General features: G+C 45.8%; 12 protein-coding genes and 2 tRNA genes. 12 read left to right on the top strand and 2 right to left on the bottom strand.

What is annotated here, in order from left to right:
• The 5 genes from G9X62_RS04870 (at position 1) to tgt (ending at position 8,030) form a co-directional block, all read left to right on the top strand.
• A complete protein-coding gene (locus G9X62_RS04870) occupies positions 1–882 on the top strand; it encodes a DMT family transporter (RefSeq protein ID WP_223131649.1) in 882 nt (293 codons plus the stop codon).
• A gap of 306 nt (positions 883–1,188) precedes the next feature.
• The gene (locus tag G9X62_RS04865) at positions 1,189–2,016 is read left to right on the top strand and encodes a sugar phosphate isomerase/epimerase family protein (protein ID WP_261345553.1); all 828 of its coding nucleotides are present in this window, start codon (positions 1,189–1,191) and stop codon (positions 2,014–2,016) included.
• A gap of 43 nt (positions 2,017–2,059) precedes the next feature.
• Positions 2,060–3,172 (top strand): Gfo/Idh/MocA family protein, encoded by a 1,113-nt coding sequence (locus G9X62_RS04860; protein WP_223131648.1) that lies wholly within the window; start codon positions 2,060–2,062, stop codon positions 3,170–3,172.
• 3 nt (positions 3,173–3,175) lie between these two features.
• Entirely contained in the window at positions 3,176–6,781 is a 3,606-nt protein-coding gene (locus G9X62_RS04855) for a PVC-type heme-binding CxxCH protein (RefSeq protein WP_223131647.1), read from the top strand.
• A 115-nt stretch (positions 6,782–6,896) separates the two neighbouring features.
• Complete coding sequence (gene tgt, locus G9X62_RS04850; protein ID WP_223131646.1) at positions 6,897–8,030, top strand: tRNA guanosine(34) transglycosylase Tgt; 1,134 nt, start codon at positions 6,897–6,899, stop codon at positions 8,028–8,030.
• A gap of 26 nt (positions 8,031–8,056) precedes the next feature.
• On the opposite strand, the gene G9X62_RS04845 is transcribed toward tgt, so the two are convergent.
• Positions 8,057–8,527, bottom strand: a complete 471-nt coding sequence (locus G9X62_RS04845; RefSeq protein WP_223131645.1) for an Lrp/AsnC family transcriptional regulator — start codon at positions 8,525–8,527, stop codon at positions 8,057–8,059.
• A gap of 98 nt (positions 8,528–8,625) precedes the next feature.
• On the opposite strand from G9X62_RS04845, the gene G9X62_RS04840 reads away from it, so the two are divergent.
• The 7 genes from G9X62_RS04840 (at position 8,626) to G9X62_RS04810 (ending at position 19,637) form a co-directional block, all read left to right on the top strand.
• A tRNA-Gly gene (locus tag G9X62_RS04840) sits at positions 8,626–8,698 on the top strand.
• Between the two features lie 43 nt (positions 8,699–8,741).
• A tRNA-Leu gene (locus tag G9X62_RS04835) sits at positions 8,742–8,827 on the top strand.
• 203 nt (positions 8,828–9,030) lie between these two features.
• Positions 9,031–10,119 (top strand): helix-turn-helix domain-containing protein, encoded by a 1,089-nt coding sequence (locus G9X62_RS04830; RefSeq protein WP_223131644.1) that lies wholly within the window; start codon positions 9,031–9,033, stop codon positions 10,117–10,119.
• Positions 10,120–10,222: 103 nt separating this feature from the next.
• Positions 10,223–10,825, top strand: a complete 603-nt coding sequence (locus G9X62_RS04825) for a hypothetical protein (protein ID WP_223131643.1) — start codon at positions 10,223–10,225, stop codon at positions 10,823–10,825.
• Positions 10,826–10,850: 25 nt separating this feature from the next.
• Positions 10,851–13,394 carry a beta strand repeat-containing protein gene (locus G9X62_RS04820; RefSeq protein WP_223131642.1) on the top strand — a complete coding sequence of 848 codons (2,544 nt, stop codon included), beginning with the start codon at positions 10,851–10,853 and terminating at the stop codon, positions 13,392–13,394.
• A gap of 191 nt (positions 13,395–13,585) precedes the next feature.
• Positions 13,586–15,889: a hypothetical protein gene (locus G9X62_RS04815; RefSeq protein ID WP_223131641.1), complete on the top strand. Its 2,304-nt coding sequence runs from the start codon at positions 13,586–13,588 to the stop codon at positions 15,887–15,889.
• A gap of 1 nt (position 15,890) precedes the next feature.
• Complete coding sequence (locus tag G9X62_RS04810; protein WP_223131640.1) at positions 15,891–19,637, top strand: beta strand repeat-containing protein; 3,747 nt, start codon at positions 15,891–15,893, stop codon at positions 19,635–19,637.
• Here the strand turns inward: G9X62_RS04810 and G9X62_RS04805 are convergent, their stop codons facing one another.
• A complete protein-coding gene (locus G9X62_RS04805; protein WP_223131639.1) occupies positions 19,638–20,627 on the bottom strand; it encodes a GRP family sugar transporter in 990 nt (329 codons plus the stop codon). It abuts the gene before it with no gap.
• Positions 20,628–20,632 lie beyond the last annotated feature (5 nt).

The following is a 20,632-nucleotide window of genomic DNA, read 5'->3' as shown; positions in this document are numbered from 1 at the left end:
ATGAGACAGGCTCCTCGGCTTCTCGACTATTTTAAGATACATTTTATCGTCATTTTGTATGCGTTTACCGCTATTCTAGGCAACGCAACAGAGGCGAATGCGCTGACGATTGTCTTCTTTCGCTGTGTGATTGCAGCTGCCGGATTAGGGCTGATGCTTGCAGCATCTAAAAAGTCTTTTCAGGTCCCCGCATCGGTTGTGAAGATTTGGCTGTTGAATGGTGCGTTTGTTGCGCTTCACTGGCTATTGTTTTTTGGTGCTGCCAAAGTCTCTACGGTCGCCATGTGCCTTGCTGGTCTTTCTACACAGACTTTTTGGACCTCTATATTAGAGCCCATCGCGAAGAAAAAACCTATCGCGAAGATTGAAGTATTTCTCGGAATCTTAGTCGTGATTGCCCTGGGTATTATTTTCTCGGTAGAACCAGGCCAGTGGATCGGTTTGGTGATGGGCATTGGGGCTGGATTTTTCGGAGCATTATTCTCTGTCATAAACGGAAATTATACCCACACCCACGACCCAAAATTGATTACCGTTTACGAGATGGTGGCCGCTGGAATTATCACCGGCGCCGTCTGGCTGAGCGGCCTGTTAGGCGGTTCGCCTGGTTTCGTTCCGGCCGGGCTAGATTGGCTTTGGATCGGGATTTTGGCCGTTGTTTGTACCGTTTACGCTTACACCGAGACCATCCATTTGTACAAGGTTTTCTCCGTTTTTTCGATCAATCTCGTGATCACGCTCGAGCCCGTATATGGGATATTGTTGGCGGTCTTTATTTTTGGCCAAAAAGAAGTCATGCAACCCGCCTTCTATTGGGGAACAGGTCTGTTGGTGCTGACGGTGATGGCGCATCCTTTTTTGTCGCGACGTCCTGCGGACTGAGTCATCGCTGCGCGATTTAGTCGGCTTCGCCTTAGTCGCTGCTTCGCAGCTTGGTCATCGCTGTGCGATTTAGTCGCGACGGAGTCGCTTAGTCGCCTGCGTCTCAGTCTATGTTGTTCATTCCGGGTAGATATCTTCAATTATTTCTTTTATATTTAGCTGTTAAACTGTTTTGACTAAGCTGCGAAGCAGCGACTAAATCGCGCAGCGATGACCTCGCGACTTCGTCGCGAAATGACTAAGTCACGAAGTGACGACTAAGCCGAAGGCGACTAAGCTGCGAAGCAGCGACTAATGACTAAACCTATGAACCCAATCGCCATGAATCTGCTCGTTTACGGGCCAGATATGAATGAATCTGTATTATCAGAGCTTGCCTTTATTCAAGAGGTGGGTTATCAAGGCGTTGAAATTCCGGTATTTAATGTTGATTTAGCGCATTGGTCTGCTTGGAAAAAGGAGGTCGATCGGCTGGGTTTACAACCTTTCGCTTGTGCGATTGCGGGGCCTGCGGAGAATTTGATTTCACCGGATCCAGCTATCAGAGCGGCGGGGATTGCGTATTTAAAAGGAGCAGTAGATGTGGCGGCTTTTTTAGGATCGCCCTATTTGTCTGGGCCATTTCATTCGGCTTTAGGAGTTTTTACAGGGGCCAAAGCCACTCAACAAGAAATCGACTGGTCCATCGCCGGCATTCGGGAGGTAGCGGATCACGCAGCTACGAAAAACATTACCCTTTGTTTAGAATATTTAAACCGTTTCGAGAGCTATTTGGTCTCTTGTGCGGATGAATTATATAACCTGGTAGAGCAGATAAATCATACGTATGTGGAGATTATGTTTGACACATTCCATGCGAATATCGAGGAAGTGAGTACGGCAGAGGCGATTCGTCGGATCGCGAAGCTGACTCCTCACATTCAATTGTCGGAGAGTACACGGGGGATTTTGGGCGAGGGACAGGTGAACTGGCCGTCTGTATTGCAGTCGATTAAGGAGGTAAATTATGCTGGCTGGCTCGTGGTAGAGGCCTTTAGCGAGAAATTACCGGCGGCCCATATTTGGCGAAAAATGTTTAATTCAGAGCGCGAGCTTGTGGATAAATCTTTCAGATTTATCCATGGTGAATGGTAAGTGGTGAATGGTATATGTTGGTTGAATTGAAATCTTTTAAACTATGAAAAAATATAACGTTGCGATTGTCGGACTAGGTTTCGGCGCAGAATTTATTCCTATTTATTTGAAGCATCCGTTGGCGAACATGTATGCGATTTGCCAAAGAAATGAAGAAAAACTCAACTCCATCGGGGATGCTTATGGGATCGAGACGCGCTACACGGATTTTGAGAAGCTAATCCAAGACCCGAATGTAGATGTCGTTCACATCAATTCTCCTATTCACTTGCACGCAGAACAGACGCTGAAAGCGCTGAATGCAGGCAAACACGTGGCTTGTACGGTGCCTATGGCGACGACCGTAGAGGAATGCAAAGCGATCGTGGAGGCGAGCAAGCGCATGGGTAAAAAATACATGATGATGGAGACCGTGGTCTATGCGCGCGAGTTTTTGTACATCAAAGAATTATACGAAAAGGGCGAGCTAGGCAAGATTCAATTCTTGAAAGCGTCGCATCAACAAGATATGGACGGATGGCCGGATTATTGGCCAGGCTTGCCTCCCATGCACTATGCGACACACTGCGTAGGTCCGGTGGCTGGATTGTTGCGTTTAGAAGCGGAATATGTTTCTTGCTTCGGTTCAGGTACGATTCGCGAAGAATTGATTCAGCATTATAACTCTCCATTTGCGGTGGAATCAGCGCACATTAAGTTCCGTGATTCGGATTTGAGCGCAATGGTATACCGTTCACTTTTCGATGTGGCGCGTCAATACCGCGAAAGTTTTGAGGTGTATGGATCGAAGAAATCGGTAGAATGGCCTTTAATTGAAGGAGAAGAATTAGTGGTGCACACGGCTAAAAAACCGGAGCCAGAGATTCCGTCGAAGGTTCCTACACCTGATTTTGCCCATTATTTACCGGAAGAAATTCAACGTTTCACGACCAAAGGCGTGTACGATGAGGAGGATAACACCCACCTTTCGTTTACCCAAGGGGGTGGACACGGGGGATCACATCCCCATTTGGTAAACGAATTCTTGCAGGCATTGGTCGCAGATCGCGATCCATTCCCGAATGCTCCGCAGTCCGCTAACTGGACGTCGGTAGGTATACTAGCTCACGAATCTGCTCTTCAAGGCGGAAAAATCATTGAAATTCCTAAATTCTAAGCCATGCGTTTTCTCTTATTTGCTGCGGCATTCTTGTTTCAATTTTCGGTTTCGGCTGCTCCTGGTAGACGTCTCGAATTATTATTTTTAGGCGATAAAGGCCACCACAAACCCTTTGACAGATATCCTGCATTGCAATCCGCGGTGGGAATCAAAGGGATGAATATCACCTACACGGAATCCTTGAAGGATTTGAATGAGGCGTATTTGAATAAATTCGATGCCTTGGTGATCTATGCGAACCACGATTCGATCGCGGCGCCACAGGAGAAAGCGCTCTTGAATTATGTGGCTTCAGGTCACGGTTTGGTGGCGATTCACTGTGCTTCGTTCAACTTCCGCAATTCGAGGGAATTTGTGAAGATGGTGGGCGGTCAGTTTTGGCGTCACGGGATGGATTCGATCCGCGTGAAAAACGAGGCGAATACCTACGTGAAAATCAAGACGGTCGACGAGACCTATTTGCATAGCCAATTGCAGCCGGATAACCAGATTTGGCAATCACGAATTCTAGGACCTGAGCAGGCCAAAGATAAGCCAGGTGCCACCACCGAACCCTATACTTGGACGCGTACGTACGGAAAAGGAAATGTGTTTTACACAGCTTATGGTCACGACGAGCGTACTTGGGAAACGGAAGGATTTCAGGATCTAGTGACACAAGGAATTTTGCATGCTGTAGGAGCAGAGAAAAGAGCCTTATTAACGGCATTGGACATCCCGGTTTTGAAATACCGCGAAGCGAAATTGCCTAACTACGAGAAACGCGAAGGCGCTCAACTACAGCAATTACCTTTAAGTCCTGAGGAATCGGTGAAGTTTATTCAGGTTCCGGTGGACTTTAATTTGCAAGTTTTCGCTTCTGAACCAAACGTGATGCACCCGATTGCCATGGCTTGGGATGAGCGCGGACGTTTGTACGTGTTGATCACGAAAGACTATCCAAACGAACGCAAAGAAACGGGAGGTAGCGATTACATCTTATTGTGTGAAGACACGAATAAAGATGGCAAAGCAGATAAATTCACGAAATGGGCGGAAGGCCTAAGCATTCCTACGGGGATGGTGTTCGCGAATGGCGGCTTGATTATTTCTCAGGCGCCTCACATGATCTTGTTGAAAGACACGAATGGCGATGATGTGGCGGATGAGAAGAAGATTTTATTCACCGGTTTTGGAACAGGTGATACCCATGCTGGACCTTCGAATTTGCATTATGGATTTGATAACTGGATCTGGGGTTGTGTGGGTTATTCCGGATATAAGGGCAAAGTGGGAGCGGATTCGCTTCAATTTGCGCAGGCATTCTTCCGCTTCAAGCCAGATGGTTCGAAGATGGAACACATGACGACCACTTCGAACAATACCTGGGGCTTCGACTTCAATGAGGCAGGTGATGTGTTCGGTTCGACGGCAAATAACGCGCACGGCTGGTATATGGCTATTCCGCACCGTAATATTTGGCATGCGCCTATGACCTTGAATGGTTCCAAAAATACGGATACACACAAGGACATGCGGACGATCACGAAGAAAGTGCGTCAGGTGGATGTTTTTGGTGGATTTACGGCAGCAGCTGGACATAATTTCTATTCTGCACGCTCGTTCCCGAAAGAATATTGGAACCAAATCGCTTTCGTTTCAGAACCAACAGGTCACGTGATTCACCAGAATCGCCAAGTGCCGACGGGCTCTGATTTCAACGACAAAGAAGCATTTAATTTCTTAGCTGGTGCTGACGAATGGGTATCCCCGGTATTTGCGCAGGTGGGTCCGGATGGAGCTGTTTGGGTAGCGGATTGGTATTCGTACATTATTCAGCACAACCCGGTTCCGCAAGGATTTAAGAACGGTGGCGGGAATGCCTATGACACGGATTTGCGTGATTTTACCCACGGTCGTATTTACCGCGTGGGCTATAATAAAGCGCCAGAATACACGCCAGTTTCGTTGAAAACGCCGGCGGAATGTGTGGCGGCGTTGAGTAATTCGAACTTGTTTTGGCGTTTACAGGCGCAGCGTTTATTAGTGGAACGCGGAAATAAAGACGTGGTTCCTGCTTTGGTAGCTTTAATTAGTTCTGCCAAAACAGATGAAATCGGTCTCGCTCCAGGTGCTATCCACGCGCTAAGAACCTTAGAAGGTTTAGGCGTTTTACCAATGGATGCTTTAGCGCGTGCGATGAAACATGCATCTGCGGCGGTGCGCAAGCAAGCGGTGCAAGTATTACCTCGTACAGCGGCTTCGGCGAAATTGATTTTGGACCAAAAAATGCTGAACGACAAAGATTCCTTAGTTGTGTTGCATTCTATTTTAGCTTTAATCGAATCCCCATCTTCCCCTGCGGTAGAAGCGGCGATGGCGCGCAAAATCGCTGTCTCTCAAAAAACAACCGATCGCTGGATCCCAGATGCTTTAACGGCTTACGTAATGGCGGGTGGTCCTGCACGTCGTAACGCATTTATCGCGAAACAAGGCGCTCAATCAAGCGCGGTGGTAGCAGAGAAATTAGCGAAAGAGGCTAAAAATCCTACAACAGCTGGAACCGAATCAGGCCTCGACCTAGTCGTGGAAGAAGTTCAAATTAAAGGCGGAAACTTCCGTTTACGTGAAGGCGCTAGTTTCGTGATCCGCGTGAAAAATAGAGGCGATAAAGCCTTGCCAAAAGGCACCCCACTTCCTTTAACCGTCAAAATCGAAGGAATGGGCCGTCGTACGGATTTGGAATCTTACACGTTCACAGACGGAGCGGCTCCAGGTGAAACAGTTTCTGTAGTCAAAAATAACAATGGTCCTTGGACAGGAAACTTAGGCTGGACAGCTGACGAAGCAGGCAATTACGTGATGGAAATTGCCTTAGACACGAAAGCCATATTAGGCGAATCAAATCGTAACAACAATATCTTCAGACAACCCATCGTGGTTTCCCTACCTGCCGATTTAGGATCGTACATCGTAGAGAAATCGTTCCGCGGAATGACTTCAGATGATTCAGCTAACGATATCGTCGCTTTATTGCGTTCGATCAAACAAGTGGCTAGCCCTACCATGGGCGCTGCCTTGAAAGGCGCTTCAGCGACTTGGAATGCGAAACGTGCGGCAGATTTATCCACTGAAAATACGGACTTCTTAAAAGGCTTAGGGAAGCAATTACGTCCGCAGGATGTGGAGGCCTATGAGCGCTTGGCGGGTCTTTGGAAAGTTGAAATACCAACTGCCGAAGTGAAAGGAGTAGTCGTGAAACGTACGATTATGACGATCAAAGAAGCGATGAAATACAGCCCAGCGGAATTCAACGTTCCAGCAGGCGCGACGGTAGAGTTGATCTTCGAAAACGTAGATGCGATGCAGCATAACTGGGTTTTAGGGGCTTTAGGAAGCCAAGAAAAAATCGGCTTTGCGGCAGACAAAATGATTACGGCGGCAGATGGTGCAGCGAAAAACTACATTCCTGCGATGCCAGAAGTGTTAGCCTATACGCCATTAGTGGAATCTGATGGCCGCGTAAAAGTGGTCTTCAAAGCGCCTAGCGTTCCTGGTAATTATCCCTTCTTGTGTACGTTCCCAGGACACTGGAGGATTATGAATGGGGTGATGAAAGTGGAATAATGCGGCTTTCAAAATGGTGAATGGTGAATGGTAGATGGTAAATGAAAATTAAATTACTGTCCATCATTCACCATTTATCATTCACCATTTACCATTTAATGGTTAGTTTTGCGCTATGAAATTCTCAATTAGCCACACGGATCCTAGCTCGAAGGCGCGCGCAGGGGAAATTACCACAGATCACGGGACGATTCAAACGCCCATTTTCATGCCTGTAGGCACTGCGGGGACCGTTAAAGGCGTTCATATTTCTGAATTAACGGATCCTATTAAGGCCCAAATTATCCTAGGTAACACCTACCACCTGTACTTGCGTCCGGGTTTAGAGGTGATCGAAAAGGCGGGGGGATTGCATAAATTCAATGGCTGGCAGGGGCCTATTTTGACGGACTCGGGAGGCTACCAAGTGTACTCTTTGGCAGGAACCGGCCGCAAAATTCAGGAAGAAGGAGTCAAATTCAAATCACATATCGACGGAAGTATCCACTATTTCACGCCGGAAGGGGTGATGGATATTCAGCGCACGATCGGGGCGGATATTATGATGGCTTTCGACGAATGCACGCCTTATCCGTGTACCTACGAATACGCGCGCAAATCGATGGACATGACGCACCGTTGGTTAGATCGTTGCATCAAGCGTTTTGATGAAACAGATCCTAAATACGGCTATAATCAGACCTTATTTCCAATTGTTCAGGGAAGTGTTTACTCCGATTTACGTAAGGTGTCTGCGGAATATATCGCCTCCAAAGGTGCATTCGGTAATGCCATCGGCGGTTTATCTGTGGGCGAGCCAGTTGAAGATATGTACGCGATGGCGGATGAGGTGACAGATATTTTGCCCAAAGACAAGCCGCGTTACCTAATGGGCGTGGGGACTCCGGCCAATATTTTAGAAGGGATAGCACTCGGAATCGATATGTTCGATTGCGTGATGCCTACGCGAAACGCCCGTAATGGGATGATTTTTACAACGCAGGGAATTATTAATATCAAGAATAAGAAATGGGAGTCTGACTTTTCGGTCATCGATCCACATTTCGTGAATGATGTGCATGGGCAATACACGAAGTCTTACCTACGACACTTGGTTAGATGTGAGGAAATGCTGGGCGCAATGATCGCGAGTGTATGCAACCTGCGATTCTATCTGTGGATGGTAGGCGAGGCACGCAAGGAAATTCAAGCGGGAACTTTTACGGCTTGGAAAAACCGAATGATCCCGCAGTTTATGCACCGATTGTAAAGTTTCGCAAGACGCGAAACGTTTTATCAAGGTATAGGCAAAACCTTACTTTCTTTGAACGAAGACAAGATCACCATCGTGGAAGTGGCAGCCACTTCTTCGATTTCGTTGATTTTTTCGAGCATTAATTTCTGATAAGTGGAAATATCTTTCGAAATTATTTTCAACATAAAATCGCCAGAACCCGTCACGTGGTGGCACTCGATTACCTCTGGAATTTGGTTGATTTGTTTCACGAACGACTCCGTTACTTGCTTCTTGTGACCCGTCAAAGTCACCGTCACAAACGTACTCACACCTAAGCCTACTTTTTCTCTATCCACCTGAGCGTGATAGCTTTGGATAATTCCCAAAGTCTCTAATTTCTTCACGCGCTCTAAAGTAGGAGCCGGAGAAAGACCAATCTCTTTCGATAATTGGGCGTTTGTGATCTTCGCATTTTGCTGAAGAATCTCTAGTAATTTGTGATCAGTTTGGTCGAGTTTGTTGATGCTCATATTTTTTTCGAAAGCATAAATTTAGAGAATATTTTCACTAAAATTTGATTTCGACTTGCATAATTCAATAGGAGGCCTTATTTTTGCATCCACAAAACGCGAAAGTAGCTCAGCTGGTAGAGCGCGACCTTGCCAAGGTCGAGGTCGCGGGTTCGAACCCCGTCTTTCGCTCAAAACGAAAAAGCACCATCGGTGCTTTTAGTTTTACTAGGACGCTTGGGTGGTGGAACTGGTAGACACGCGGGACTTAAAATCCCGTGAGCCGTAACGCTCGTGTGGGTTCGATTCCCATCCCAAGTACAATTCAAGCGTCTAAAAAAGCCTTCCTTTGGGAAGGCTTTTTTGTTTTTAAACCCTTAATAAATTCCCTGTCCAGATAGCATCGCAGCTAAAATTTTGTAAATTGTCACTAACTCAGTGTTCAAAAAAATATGCTTCCTGCCATTAGCCTTGTTGGGTTTTTAAGCGCTTTTCTCCTCCTACATTTTACCGATCGGGTTAATGTGGCAAATCGTTATTTGGCCTATCATTTTATACTGAATAGTTTATTTAGTTTTGCGCATTGGTCGTCTATTGTGTCTGATAATGAAACATTACGCGCGATTTCGGCCATTCATTATTTTCCCTTTTATTTATTGAATACACCTTTCTTGTATTTTTATGTTCGAGCTATTTTAACGGAGAAAAAAATCATTCGAGGTTGGGATTATCTACATTTCATCCCCTTTTTTATTATTGTGCTTAATATTTTGCCCTATACTTTCCATTCTTGGGCGTTTAAGTTAGATCTAGCAGAAAGGATTCATCATAATTCTCGTATCATCTACCAGGTATATTTTCCGTTAGTCCCCTTTTCATTTTATTTCATCTCGCGTTCGGTGGTATCGTTTTGCTATATGGTATTCGCAGCGGTAATTTTATTTAGATCTATTCAAGAGGGAAAATTGAAATCTGCCGCCGTATTAAGGAAGTGGTTACAAGTATATCTGATTTTGGGTTTAATCTTTAATATAAGTTTGATTGCACTAAGTACCCATTCCTATTTTGCGAATGACCTTATGATTGTATTAGATGAGCAGGGTAGAGGAAGATCTGTTGCTAGTATCATTATGTTTGGATTGATGGTATCTATCTATTTTTTCCCATCTGTATTATATGGTTTAGAAGGAAAATCGGATGCGAGTTTGTTAGCTGTGGTGAAATTAAACGAGGAAATAGCTACTAATGCGAAGACATTTGAACTCAGTAAAATAAGGATTAAACGAGTGGAAAAGCAGCTCAATGAATATGTTCTAGTGAAGAAGTTTTTAGTGCCTGGATTCGCGATGTCGGATTTAGTTAAAGATCTTGCTACGCCGGAACATGTATTAACCTATTACTTTAATACCTACAAAGGCATTACTTTTCTAAAGTGGAAAAATCAGCTTCGCATCGAGGAAGCGGTCATGCTTTTAAAAGCGGGTAAAGCCGAAACCAATACCTTAGAAAGTGTAGGTAAGGCTTGTGGATACAAATCTCGCTCTAATTTTATTCAAGCATTTAAAACGCAAACGGGGGAATCACCTTCGGTCTATTTAAAAAATCTTTCCTAGTGATTTGATTCAATTCGGCGAATCGAAACAAGCTGAATGTTCTAAAAATTCTTTTCCGAACTCCATTGAACTAATATTGGTCTTCAAGATTTAATTCTGTTCTATGAGATCAATTTTTACCCTCCTGATTGCCCTATTTTTCGTTTCGTCGCTACAAGCGCAAACCTGGAATTTCGAAACCGGCAATAACATCACCCGTTATGTTTTTACCAATTCTGCTGGAAACAATCCTGACTTCTTGAAGTCTAGTTCTGGTCTTCATTTGGCTTTATCCCGCGAGAATAAAATATCAAAAGCTTTTGTGTATGATTTGGGTTTAGCCTATAATCAATACAACAATGTGGGCGATGTGCAAAACATTCCTTTTTCTTATCAGGCAGATTTTATGGGCTTGACCGGTGGCATCGGACCTTCTTATACCGGCCTTCATGGTTTAACTGTTTCTGCCAAAGCTTCAGCAGCCGTCCAAACCCTTATTAACGGCACTCAGTTTTTACAAAACAGGTACCTGGATTTAGCAGATGACGACCAATTTAACGGCCTGAAATTCTCGGTAGGTTTTACCTTATCGATCACTAAAAAAGTCAACGATCAGATGTCTGTTTACACTTCTTTTCAACACCTAGATACGAACACTTTCGGTTCATCCACGCTGAATTTCGTTCCGTCTACCTTCAGTTTTGGCCTTAAAATAGCTACGAAATAATTACTCATTCATTTGTTCTACTACCATGAAAAAACTGTTACTCTTTGTTCTATTATTTATTTCTGTTGTGGCGAAAGCCCAAAAAGGGATTTCTTACCAAGCGGTTATATTAGATCCTGCAAAAATCGAATTACCCGGAGCTGACATTACAGGCCAACCTTTAGTCAACGGGAATGTCACAGTGAAATTTGTTATCGTTTCAGGTACTAACATTCAATTCGAAGAAGTGCAACAATCGAAAACGGACGCTTATGGTTTAGTGAACCTTACCATTGGTTCTGTGGCAAGCACGGCATTCAATGCGGTAAATTGGGACGCGAATCAAAAATCATTGCAGGTATTCGTAAGTTTTGATAACGGAACCTCATACACGAAAGTATCAGACCAAAAACTAACTTATAGTCCTTATGCCTTATTTGCAGAAACGGCAGGAAAACTAGGAGGAACGCTAGGAATTACTGGTGGTGGAACGGGTGCAACAACGGCCGTAGGGGCTCGTGCTAACCTAGGTCTAGGGAATGTCGATAATACTTCAGATGCTGATAAGCCAATTTCTGCAGCAACGCAGGCGGCTTTGAACTTTAAAGCAAATGTGGCGGATGTAAATGCAGCGCTAGACTTAAAAGCGAGTGCAGCGGCATTAGCGGCTCACATGGCGATCACGGTAGATACCAGTATGTTAGCGACGAAGGCGGCATTGACGGATTTGAATAATTATGCACCGATTGCTTCCCCTACGTTTACTGGGACCGTTTCTGGTATTACGAAATCAATGGTCGGTTTAGGTTCAGTGGATAATACGACTGATGCGGCAAAGCCGATTTCAACAGCAACGCAAGCGGCTCTAAGTACCAAAGCACCACTTGCTTCTCCTATTTTAACTGGAGTTCCTACAGCCCCCACAGCAAGTCCACGAACAAATTCAACACAACTAGCGACAACCGCCTATACGGATGCTGCCGTATCTGTAGCTATGGCTTCTGCAGGAGTTGCTGATAATTCAATCTCCACGGTTAAAATTGCGAACGGTGCGGTAACTGACGCGAAAATTACCTCGGTAGCAGGATCTAAAATCACAGGTGTGATTCCAGTAGCAGCTGGAGGAACGGGCCAAACGACGGTAGCAGGAATACTGACTACACTTGGTTTGGCAAATAATAATATCGCCATCGGCTCACAAGCTGGAACTCCGAATCAAGGCGTTAATAAGAACACCGTAGCCATTGGTGGAGGCGCAGGAAGAGGGAATCAAGGTCAAAGTTCGATCGCTATCGGTTACGTTTCTGGAGACCAAAATCAAGGGGCAAATAGTATTTCAATAGGGGGTAACGCGGCCCAGGCAAATCAAGCAGGAGAATCAGTTGCGATTGGTTTTGCTGCCGGTCAAAATAATCAAGGAACAGGCGCTATCGCCATTGGAACTTTTGCTGGCCAAAGCAATCAAGCGGCGAACAGTATCGCCTTGAACGCTGCAGGTAGTAGTAGCCCATTGAATCCGAGCAATGCCGGTTTTTATGTGAATCCCATTCGTAGCGCTTCCGCAACTTCCAATTTGTTGTATTATAATGCCGGAACGAAAGAAGTGACTACCTCGACAGGAGGATTTGTTGATTTAACAACAGCTCAAACAATTGCTGGAGTTAAAACTTTTAGTTCAAATATTTCTGCTAATGGTGTTTCATTGGGTCGTGGAGCAGGTAATAATGATGAGAGCGTAGCCATTGGACAAGGCGCGATGGGGTCTTCCAATGTTAATGGTAAACGTAACACAGCCCTAGGTGCTTTTGCAATGGCTCGTTATAATGGTACCGCTTGGGATAATAATACTAGTATTGGTTACAATAACTTACCTAGTATGACTTCAGGTTCTGGAAATACTTCTGTAGGAGCGGAGTCAATGATGTCTTTAGTGACTGGCCAAGAAAATACATCCATCGGTAATCAATCATTGATTAGTGTGACAGGGAATAGTAACGTGGGTGTAGGTAAACGTTCAGGTCAAACAATTACATCCGGAAGTCAAAATACGATCTTGGGTACAGATGCCGATGCGTCTTCCGCTACATTGAACAATGCAACGGCTGTTGGATATGGGGCTCAAGTGACGGCAAGCAATACGATTCAATTAGGAAATACATCTGTCACAAATGTGAAAACAAGTGGCTCAATTACGGCAGGGGCTGTTACTTACCCTAATACTAATGGTACTCAGGGGCAAGTATTAACCGCAAATGCGAATGGGACATCTTCTTGGCAGTCAATAGCCACAAAGACATATGATGATTGGCCTTTTATTGCAGCTTCAGATTTATATCAATATTCAGGATATATCATATCGACACAACATACGGGTATGCCTAATATTCCAGATAATTTGCCTGATGGATTTACATTGACAATTTGTAATTATAGTAATGGTACCTGGACGTCTAACACCCCCGCAACAACTTTATACTATACTAGTACTAGTGGTAACGGCGGAGTTTCAACTTTTTCGATTAACCCAGGCGCGGCTGTGAATATGTATGTTATTACAACTGCTGGCCAAAAAAGATACTACATAAAATAAAACGAATGCAACTAATTGGTCCCCAGCTAACAACTGGGGATTTTTTTGCCCCACCCCTAAATTAAAAAATCCCTCCCCCATTGCCCTCTGCAAAATCCTAGTACCTTTGTTATCAACACAATACCCTCAATTTATATTCGTATTGCTTCTTAACCACTAATAAGCAATCTGTTCTGTTTAAAAGATTGCTTATGAAAAACTATTTCATTCTCACAGCCTTGCTGTGCAGTTTCTATTGTGCGCACGCGCAAACTCCTCTGAAGTCGATTAATTACCAGGCCCTGATCGTAGATCCGGCTGCCATTGAATTGCCCGGAAATGGGGTTCAGGCGCAACTGTATTTGAACAAGGATATTTGGGTGAAGTTTGGGATTTATGCGGGGAGCACGTTGCAGTTTGAGGAGTTGCATAAGACGAAGACGGATGCGTATGGGCTGATTAATTTGGAGATAGGGGCAGGGGAGAATTCAAGTGCAGCCGGGACTTTTGCCAGTTTGAACTGGGGCGGTCCGGTGAAGAAATTGGTGACGCAGGTGAGTTTTGATTTAGGTGCCAAATACACCGAGGTCAGCAATCGCGGCCTAAATTACTTGCCTTATGCGCATTTTGCGGAGGAGGCGGGAAAGCTGAGTGGTACTTTGACACTTACCTTCGGAGGGACGGGTGCTACCACCGCTGTTGCCGCGCGTGCGAATTTAGGGCTAGGCAATGTAGACAATACGGCGGATGTGGACAAGCCGGTGTCTGGCTTGGTTTTGGCCCAATTAAATACCAAAGAATCCCTGGCTAATAAATCTAATTCGATTCTTTCAGACTCTGCGTCTCAGGTAAAATATCCGTCCGTGAAAGCGGTGAAAGAGTATGTAGATAGTCGTACGGCGAATGCAAGCGTCGCAAGCCAGGCGAGTTCGGCAAATTTAGCAACCAAGGCCACGGCCTTAGAAACCGCGCGCACAATCAATGGAGTGCCTTTTGATGGGTCTACAAATATTTCCATACCAATAGACGCCTCCGTATTAACGGGAGTTATTCCGTTGGAAAAGGGTGGAACGGGAGCTACGACCGCGGCTTCGGCGCGAGCGAATTTAGGGTTGCGGATTGGATTGGATGTACAGGCGCGGCTTATGGCTGGGACGGATTATCAGGTTCCACTGGTGGCTGGGATTGATTATCAGCAGCCCTTAATGGCAGGTACTGATTACCAGCGTCCTCTTATTGCAGGTGTCGATTTTCAAAGGCCTTTACGGCCCGGGATAGATGTGCAAGTACCGTTAGTTTCTGGGGTCGACTATCAAATACCATTAATTGCGGGGACTGATTATCAGAGGCCGCTTATTGCAGGAACGGATTTTCAGGTTCCATTAGTAGCCGGGATCAATTACCAAATACCACTTATCGCTGGGACAGATTATCAAGCCCCCTTAACCGCCGGTTCAGGCATTTCCCTTACTGGAAACGCCATCCAAGCCACTGGCTTAACAACTGCTAACCTTTCCGCCACCGCTAGCATCACCAACGGCCAATTAGCTAACAATCAAATTACTTTAGGCTCTACGATTGCTATTTTAGGAGGAACCTTTTCCAGTATGTCTGGATTCAACTCTATTAGTGCAACGAATTTTGTGGGGGAATTAACGGGTAATGCGAGTACGGCAACAGCGGCTTTGACTGCAGTTACTGCTGCGTCAGCCACGACGGCTTTGACTGCTGTAACAGCTAACTCAGCATCTACGGCAATTTCAGCCACTTTCGCCACAACAGCCTTAACTTCTAACACAGCTGCCATCGCGGCAAGCGCAACTTTCGCGACTGCCGCCACCACCGCCACCACCCTTTCCTCCCCCCAAACTATCTTCGGCTATCCCTTCGACGGAAGCGCCGCGATTATAGGAATCCTTTCGCCCACTTACGGCGGAACGGGAATAAACAATGGTAGCAAAACGATAAGTTTAGCGGGCGACCTCGTGACTTCCGGGAATTATTCCACGACGATCAACACCACGGGTGTCACGAACATTACGTTTCCCACCTCTGGTACGATGGCCACGCTAGCTGGCACGGAAACACTCACGAACAAGACCTTTGTGAATTCGAGTTTAACCGGAACGTTAACGCTGGGTGGAACGACATTCCCATCCAATCCGGGTGCCACGGGTCAAGTCTTGAGTTTAACCTCCTCCGGTGTGGCTAGCTGGACAAGCACCTTAAGAGATGGCTTTGACGAAACGACAGCTACCGGTTCCACGGGGAATTTAGTAGCCGTAACAGCTGGTCAAACGAACTTTACCCTCACGCAAACGCCGCACACAACGGCGAAACTCAAGATGTATGTGAATGGTATTTTGATCAGCCAAAACGCCTACAGCTACAAGACCACAAGCGCATTTTCGACGAATGCCACGGCGCCTACGCCTTATTTGGCCTACAATACAGCAAACAATGGCTCCTATGTGATTGCACTAGGAGATCGCATTCAATTTGTTTACTCGTACTAAGATGAAGAAGCTCTTATTCGTACTCCTATTTTTTGCGGGGCAACTATACGCCCAAAATAGCAATCTCACCATCATCGCTGGCGCCACGAGTAGAGGAACCTGGTCGCCGCTATTATCCTCCGCCACCACACAAACGACGTATACCTTCACCCCTAATGCTGACGATGCGACAGTCAGCGTGACGGAAATAGATGATTTGTTGCGGGTGAAATACAGCCATGTCATCATTAATACGGCTTGTGCAAGCTGCACTCAAGCAGGTCAAGTTACCTTTAGCACTTCTTTCTCCTCGTACAACCAAAATGGTCCTACCTACAACAAAACGATTACTTTCAACGCGGCCTCAGACGTAACAGTACCTAATGCCATTGCGATGCGTAGTACCACTACGAATAATACAAACAAAGGGTCATTAAGTTTAGTGATTAATACCCCTGGAAATATTTCGGTTACGGCAGATATTTCGATGACGAATTTAGCTCCATCCTATGCTTCTGCCATTATAAACGAGGGCGGTTCTGTTACGCTCAATTCGACTGATGGGGCCGTGAAAGTGACTGGGAATATCAATTGCAGTGGGTCTACTAATGCCATAAATTCAGGTCTTTACAACGGTACGGGTGGTTCCATCACTATCAAAGGGGCGGCTGGCGTGAGTGTTTCCGGGACCTTGTTTTCTACGAGTCGGGTGTATTCTGCGGGAGCTATTACTATTTTGGATGGGAACACGAGTGTTACCACGGGCGGTGCGAATGATGGAATAAGCGGAGTTATGAACGGAGGAGCCTTTAAAAAAATGGGGGCAGGAATTCTGAAGTTGAGCGCAACGAATAATGCCGTATCCTCTTCTGAGCTGGCGGACGGAACGTTGCAATTAGCGGGGGGCACGGCTTTACCTGACTACAATACGCTATCTTTTACTGGGGCAAACACGACCTTGGATTTAAACGGATTTTCGGAATCGATTGGTTCGATTGCCAGTGTAAATGGATACGGGAAAGTGACCAGTAGCGTGGCGGGGAATATCACGTTGACCTTGGGATTGAGTAATTTGAATACGGTGTATACCGGTTTGATGGAAGATGGATTGGGAGTTTTGTCTTTGGCCAAATACGGAGAATCCTTCTCCCTTGGAAATGCCACCCACAGCCAAGTGAACACCTACACCGGTTTGACCACGATCTACGCGGGAACCTTAGCCATTTATAACAGCCGTTCCTTAGGAAGCACCAGCGCAGGGACCATCGTTAGGGGAACGGGGAAATTAGCCTTATACAATAATATCCAGGTGGGGCCGGAGGAATTAGCCCTGAATACCTACGGGGTCACCTTATCAAATGAAAGTGGGAACAATAGCTGGGAAGGCCTTGTCGTTTTAGGCCAAAGCACCACCCTCAACAGCAATGCTGGAAGCTTGACATTCCATCAAACCGTCACTGGGACAAACGTTTCCTTGGTCACGACGGGCCTTGGTTCGATGACGATAAGTGGAACTTTGACACTAGGTACCGGGTCTATTACAACGAGTATGGCGGGGTTAACCTTAGCTTCCGCTAATAATTACAGCGGGAGCACTATTGCCTCTCTTGGAGTTCTTACGATACAAAATAATACGAGCTTAGGATCAGGTGCAGTCAGTATTGGATCTAATGCCAGTTTAGTATTGGACGGTGGGATTACGGTTACTAATCCGCTAACGCTAAGTGGAAATGGTGTCTCCAATTCCGGTGCGTTACGAAGTATACAAGGGAATAATGTCTATAATTCAGCGATTAACTTAATCACAACGAATGTCCGAATGAACGCGGATGCTTCGAGTCAACTGACTATCAATGGGCCTTTGCCGGCAAGTGCGCTAACCTTGTTAGTAGGCGGCTCTGGGGACTTGATTTTCAACGGTGGCTTGAGTGGAACCGGAAGTTTGGCGTTTAATTGGGGGATTAGTCCCGTTTCCTTGAATCTTGCGACTAGCTTGATCAAAGATGGCACGGGATCATTGACCTTGAATGCTGCAAATAGCTATACAGGCGCTACGGTCATTAGCAGTGGGAATCTGGCTTTAGGGGCGACAGAAGTGATTAACAATATGGCCATGATTCTTTTTACTGGAGGAAAATTGAGTTCAGGAGGTTATTCAGAGACTTTTGGTCCTATTTCGATTTTATCAGAGGGATCTGAGATTGAATTAGGGGCAGGTGTTCATGAGTTGCGTTTTGGCCCTAAAAATACGTGGGATTTTAGAACCTTGAACATAAGCGGCTGGCAAGGAAACGCCGGCATTTCTGGTACGGATGGACGTATTTACGTGGAAAATAGCCCTTTACTTTCGTTAACGGAGTTAGAGCAGGTGAAATTTAGTACGGCTAATGCGATACAATTGATATCGGGAGAACTGGTCCCGAACGCGATAGCTCAAAGTGGGAATGCGAATATTCGTTTTACGACCGGGATTACGGTGAATGGAACCTGGTCCCCTGTACTTTCAAGCGGCGCCACGAATACGACGTATACATTCACCCCCTCTGCGAATCACGCGAATATAAATCCTACGGACATAGACCTAATTTTGCGCACCCGATATAGCCATGCTACGATCAATACGGCCTGTGTTTCTTGTTCCCAATCGGGAATTATTAACGTAAATACACCCATCGAAACCTGGAATGATCATGGACCTACTTTTAACAAGTTGTTGACCATTAATGCTGGATCAGAGGCGAACATTTTGTCACCTATCGCCTTGCGCTACGCTACGGATGCTTATGGAGATAAGGGGGTTTTGAGTTTTTATTTGAATACGGTGGGGAATATCTACGTGAATGCAGCGATAAATACGAACATTCCGCTTTCTCGAAGTTCGACTATTCCATTGACGGATGGCGGGAGTGTGTATTTGAATTCAACGGCCGGTTCTGTTTTTGTCAACGCGGCTATTAACACGAGTGGGGCAGTTAGTACGACGAATGCTTCGTCTAATTCAGGAGTCGGGGGGACGATTTCCATCACGGGTGCAGGTGGGATTAGTGTGTATAACACGCTAACGGCAACAGGACGAACATATGGTAATTTAACTTTTAGTACCGGAAATAATGTGGTGACGACGGGTAATGGGGTAAATGATGGAATCACGCGCGTGATGATAGGCCGTACGCTTTCCAAATCAGGTACAGGAACACTCCAGCTCAGCGCAGCGAATCAGGTTTCGGACACTTATCTGTATGGAGGAATTTTACAAATAGGATTAGCGGGTGCCATTCCATCCTACAGTACCATCAATTTTTCAGGAGGCCATCTGAATGATGGAGGCTTTAGCTCTACGTTAGGGACGCTGTATGTGTATAATAATGCTACGATTACCTTAGGAAATACAGCCCATGAGTTGAAATTCACGAATTTAGGGTCGTTGTCAGCTACTAAAATGTTGACCTTTGTGATGGGTGATGGGTCGGTGGCGGATTTGGGTTTGAATATGTATGGGGCTTTCGTTGGTACATCCACTTCGTTTGTTACCCTATTTGGCAAAAAGCAAAGTACGCTCACAGGCGGTTTAAGCCGTTTCGGAACGGTAGTTTCCTCGTTTATTGGTGCGCCAGGTAGTCCGGTGCGTGTTTATCTGGGCTATGATTTGAGTACGTCCCAAAAAGCCCAAGTCCAATTCTACAACACCAGCCTCGCGAAATATTACACCACAATGCAAAAGCCTGTGGCCGTCACGAATGGCGAAATGTTGCCATTGGCGGTGAAATAACTATTTCGATCCAATCAACAAGCCTAATCCCACGACATACAAAAGCAACATGATGTTGAGCAATTTGTGCGTCTCTGGCGAGGCATTTTTGAACTCTTTCCAAATAAAGATCCCCCAAACCGCCGCCACCACGGTTGCTCCCTGGCCTAGGCCATATGAAACGGCAGCACCTGCTTTTTCAGAGGCAAGAATAGACAAGGCCATTCCTACGAACCAGATAGCACCGCCTAGAATACCCACTAAATGGTCTTTCGTCGAACCCACTAAATAGTGAGCGAAATTCAAGGGAGCACCGGAGAATGGCTTCTTCATTTGGAAGGTATTAAAGACCAAAGAACTGGCAAAAACGCCTACAGCGAAAACAACCAAAGCCGTATAAGGTGTCAATTTTCCCACTTCTGGCGCGGCGAAATTCACGGCCATCGAGGTCGCCACATACTTGTAGAAAAGGCCCATTAGGCATCCTGCAAGAACAGAAAGTACTAATCCTTTATTCGATGCAGCAGCGTTTGAGATCGATTTATAGGCTCTCGCATTTAAAATAATCGCAATGGCAATCAAAGCAACTCCCCCAAAAATCAACAGTGGATTTCCCTGCGGATCCGCTAAATAATTCACTAAAACCCCTAATACCAAGGCAATCCCGATGCCCACCGGAAAGGCCACAGACATCCCCGCGATACCAATGGCAGCGACTAAGAGAATGTTCGCGGCATTAAATAAAACTCCGCCTATAAAAGCAGATTGTAGGTTATCGCCACTTGCTTGCGCATAATCCGCTAGGAATCCACGCCCCTGCGTTCCGTTGGAGCCGAGCGTAAAGGCAAGAATCAGGGATGCCAATACGATCCCGATGGCATAATCCCAATAGAATAGTTCGAAGCGCCAGGAGGAGGACGAAAGTTTTTGGGTGTTTGCCCAAGAGCCCCAGCAAAGCATCGTTACGATGCACAATAAAACGGCAGATGAATAGGTTTCGATAATGAACATAGCGC

Origin of the sequence: Aquirufa lenticrescens, from assembly GCF_019916085.1 — a bacterium.
Classification (GTDB): domain Bacteria; phylum Bacteroidota; class Bacteroidia; order Cytophagales; family Spirosomataceae; genus Aquirufa; species Aquirufa lenticrescens.
This window is presented reverse-complemented; position numbering and strand designations above follow the sequence as displayed.